Below are 3,902 nucleotides of genomic sequence, written 5' to 3'. Positions count from 1 at the left end.
TTTATTCCAATATCTTTTTACGTCATGGTTTAAACTTTGTTTTTCGTATCCCGTTCGGACATTAGACATTATGTTGTCCTCCCCTTGTTTGGACATTGGTCATTAGTCATTAGACATTATGTTGTCCCCCCCCCTTTAGACATTAGTCATTAGACATTAGACATTATGTTTACCCAGTCATTAGTCATTAGACATTATGTTTACCCAGTCATTGGTCATTAGACATTATCCCAGTGCTTTAGCCCCTTGCAGTAGCTTCTTCGATGGAGAGGGCATAGATTATATTTTTCAATTGCCTCTATGTGCTTTCTGGTACCATAGCCTTTATGGATTTCAAATCCATATGAAGGATACTTTTTAGCCATTTTGGCCATATATTTATCTCTGGTGACCTTGGCAATTATTGAAGCCAAAGAAATTATGAAAACCTTATCATCGCCCTTAATAATGGGGATTTGTTTTAGAGCCAGTTTTTTATCTATAGGCCTATTACCATCATAGAGAATAATATTCGGTTTGTCCTCTAATTTTAAAAGGCAATTATCAAAAGCTCTTCGAGTAGCCTCCTCTATGCCGAATTTATCTATAATTTTATTGCTTACTAAAGAACAGGCAGAGCGCAAGTAGGGGAGAGTTTTTACCTTCTCAAAAACAGCCCCTCTCTGTTGAGGTAATAATTTTTTAGAATCGCCGACTTTTAAATGTTTTAAATCGCGCTTTAGTTTCAGGAATTCTTTCTTATTAACCAAAACAGCGCCTACAGAAACAGGCCCTGCCAGTGGACCTCGTCCGGCTTCGTCTCCTCCTAATATATTTTTATACCCCAATTTAAAATATTTGTTTTCGTAACTGAGCATGCTTTATTCTAGCATTTATTAATTACATAAAAAAAGAGCGCCTAAAATGCGGGCGCTCGACGTGAAGACGATATTATGAATCTATTTGCGAATGAAAGATAGAGATAAAGGCCTCTATAAATGGCCTGAAGATGATAGCTAATACCAGGCAATCAAAGTCTGACATTTTTACCTCCTCGCCAATCTATCTGACCTCTGAAAACCATGCAACCAGGCTCAAAAACACCAGAGAAAGATCCTCCTATCACAATAATAGCTTTATTGCAACAACAACCGAATGTAAGGCCTCTTTACTCCCAAGATGTGTACCTTTCTTTCGTTTTTAGTATCACCCCCTTTTAAAGAACTGCTGTCGCTAGACATTAAATTGTCTTGTGACCAAAAGAAAAAACGATGAACCACCGCGAATAAAAACGCCCATAGCTGAAGCTAGTAAAGAACAACCATTAAAGGCGTTTTTAAGCTGGTTTTACCTCTCTAGCACCCTCCAGCGCGCAGGGGAGGAATTTAAATCCTCGCCTGCCGGTAAAAACGGCTCCGCATAGCTTACGTGCGTTGCCGTCCCCAACCCTATATAAAGGTGGGAAATCGCATTGATATTTTTATGCGATAGGTGCTAAGAGACTATAAAGTGCTATGTTGCGGAGCCAGAAAATGTCTCCTTTTTTTTGACCCGCGAGTGAGAAGTATACTACTTTAAACTTTGATGTCAAGGCGATCATTACACAATTTTTAAAGTCTAAAGTTCAAAGTCCAAATAAAATCCAAATCTGTTGACCGGTGGATTAAATTATATATATGTACATTTAGAAAAACTTACGATAAAATTACTTATATGGAATTTAATCTGGAGGGAAACTTAGCTGAACAGTATAAAACTCATAAAAGTAGTTCTAAGGCAAATCTACCGGGCTTGCCTTTACAAGACTTGACAAGTTTAAGCATTATGCTAACATCTACTACGTAAAGTCGCCTGCGTCTACCGAAAGGAGTACGCAGGTTTTTATTTAAAAACATGGAATTAAACAATCCTAGGGTGTGCGTATACGTTGATGGAAGTAATTTTTACCATATTGTATTGAAGAAACTGGGTGTTAAAGACACGGAATTTGATTATGACGCCTTTGCTCACTATTTAATTGGCAACCGGATTCTTAGTGAGAACGGTAAAAGATATTATATCGGAACTGTTCAAGCTGAAAATAATGTACCCAATGAAGCGTTTTCTCGGCAGCAAGCTCTTTTTACTTATTTGCGTGCAAATCATTGGGAAATAAAAAATAGCCCCTTAAGAAGAAGACAGGAGGAAATAGTTATTGATAATCGCATCGATGTCTATGAAAAAATAAAAACCTTAGGTATCAGTACTATTAAAGTCGTGCGTTTAAGGGAAAAGGGCATAGATGTTAAATTGGCAGTTGATTTGATGGCAGGGGCAATAGATAAAAAATACGACATAGCCATTGTAATTAGCTCTGATACTGATTTGGTTCCAGCTATTGACTGGGTAGTTAAGCGAGAACACAAGACAATTGAATATGTAGGTTTCTCTATTCATGACCAATATAACTCAGAGAATGATACAAAACCCACCAATTCTCTAATAGCTGCAGCCAATCTCACAAGAGTCCTATTAGCAACCGACCTAAAACCTTTCATCTACCGAGAGCAACAACCGCTAAATCTTTAAAGTTTATTTTTAATGCGAATTAATTTATCCTTAACACTTCGAGTATATTTAGTGTAATTCTGCCGAAGGAGCTTGTCCTGAGCTTGTCGAAGGGTGTCTGTGTATTCCGCGTTTGTTTAAACTTTAAACTTTGAACTTTGGACTTTGCCTACAACTTTGTAACAAAAAGGGGTCCCCTCCGTCTTAGCATGTATAAGATATTGAGAGTTAGTAACTATTTTTAAATCTTGACAGCTGTATGGTTTATGCTATCATTAACGCAGTTAATCTCACCGCCTTCTCAAGCAATTGGGACGGCGGTCTTTTATTTAAAATTATATGAGGGTTATTGTTTTTATAGATGGGAGTAATTTTTATTTTAGGTTGAAGAGTCTTACCTCTAACGGCAACCGCTATGACCTTTTGGGATTTGATTATCAAAATTTTGCCAAATGGCTGGTTGCTCAAGATACTCTTTCTCAAATACGTTATTATATCGGTGCCGTCAGGCGTAAAAACGGACAGGATAAAGACAAGAGCGAGAAATTATATGCCAATCAGCAGAAACTCTTATCTAAATTGAATAGGGAGAAGGTTGAAGTAATGCTAGGCGTTTTAATACAGCACCCCGACAAGACCTATCACGAAAAAGGCGTAGATGTGAAACTGGCAGTAGAAATGATAAGACTAGCCAGAACAGATGTGTATGATGTGGCTTATTTAATCAGTTCCGATACAGACTTGGTAGCAGCTGTGCAAGAAGTACAGGCTTTGGGCAAGAAAGTGGTTTATGTAGGGACAGCTAAGTCGCAATCTTATGGGTTATCTCAAGTATCTAATGATGTTAGGTTACTCCGTTTGGAGGATATTCAATCATTTTTTGTTTCTCCTTCTCTTACTTAATCGTTAGACCTTTTGTCTGCGTATTCTTGGTGCGTTTGAACTTTATCCACCCCGCCTCCGTCAATTGGCGGACAGCGGATTTAAACTTTGTTCTCCCTTCTCCCTTATTTGTTTAAACTTTATCCGCCAGCCGGCGGATTTAAGCTTTTGAACCCACCCCTCCTTATTTGGACATTAGACATTAGAAATTAGACATTATGTTGCCCCCCTCCCTGTTTAGTCATTGGACATTAGTCATTGTATTCATGTGTATTCTCGTTTGGGCATTAGTCATTGGTCATTGAGCATTAAGTTTGTACTCCCGGCTCCTGTTTGGACATTAGTCATTAGTCATCAGACATTATGTTGCCCCCCCGTTTGGACATTAGTCATTAGACATTAGACATTCCTTTTTGTTACTTTGTAACAAAAAGGGGTTCCCTCCGTCTTAGTATGTATAAGACACAAAAATGGAAGAAAAAGACTTAATTGAA

4 protein-coding genes are annotated in these 3,902 nt (G+C 38.0%); 3 read left to right on the top strand and 1 reads right to left on the bottom strand.

Annotated elements, in window-relative coordinates:
- Window positions 1–218 precede the first annotated feature (218 nt).
- Window positions 219–857 (bottom strand): ribonuclease HII, encoded by a 639-nt coding sequence (locus PK547_02120; protein ID HPR91509.1) that lies wholly within the window; start codon window positions 855–857, stop codon window positions 219–221.
- Window positions 858–1,231: 374 nt separating this feature from the next.
- Between PK547_02120 and PK547_02115 the strand changes: the two genes are divergently transcribed.
- The 3 genes from PK547_02115 (at window position 1,232) to PK547_02105 (ending at window position 3,429) form a co-directional block, all read left to right on the top strand.
- Window positions 1,232–1,402, top strand: a complete 171-nt coding sequence (locus tag PK547_02115) for a hypothetical protein (GenBank protein ID HPR91508.1) — start codon at window positions 1,232–1,234, stop codon at window positions 1,400–1,402.
- Between the two features lie 470 nt (window positions 1,403–1,872).
- Window positions 1,873–2,547, top strand: coding sequence for an NYN domain-containing protein (locus PK547_02110; GenBank protein ID HPR91507.1), 675 nt, complete (start codon window positions 1,873–1,875; stop codon window positions 2,545–2,547).
- Window positions 2,548–2,865: 318 nt separating this feature from the next.
- Window positions 2,866–3,429 (top strand): NYN domain-containing protein, encoded by a 564-nt coding sequence (locus PK547_02105; protein HPR91506.1) that lies wholly within the window; start codon window positions 2,866–2,868, stop codon window positions 3,427–3,429.
- The last annotated feature ends 473 nt before the right edge of the window (window positions 3,430–3,902 follow it).

The organism is Candidatus Paceibacterota bacterium, from assembly GCA_035404205.1.
Lineage (GTDB): Bacteria > Patescibacteriota > Minisyncoccia > UBA6257 > JAVHQB01 > JAVHQB01.
Note: the sequence above shows the minus strand (reverse complement) of the source record. Positions and strands in the feature narration are given on the sequence as shown.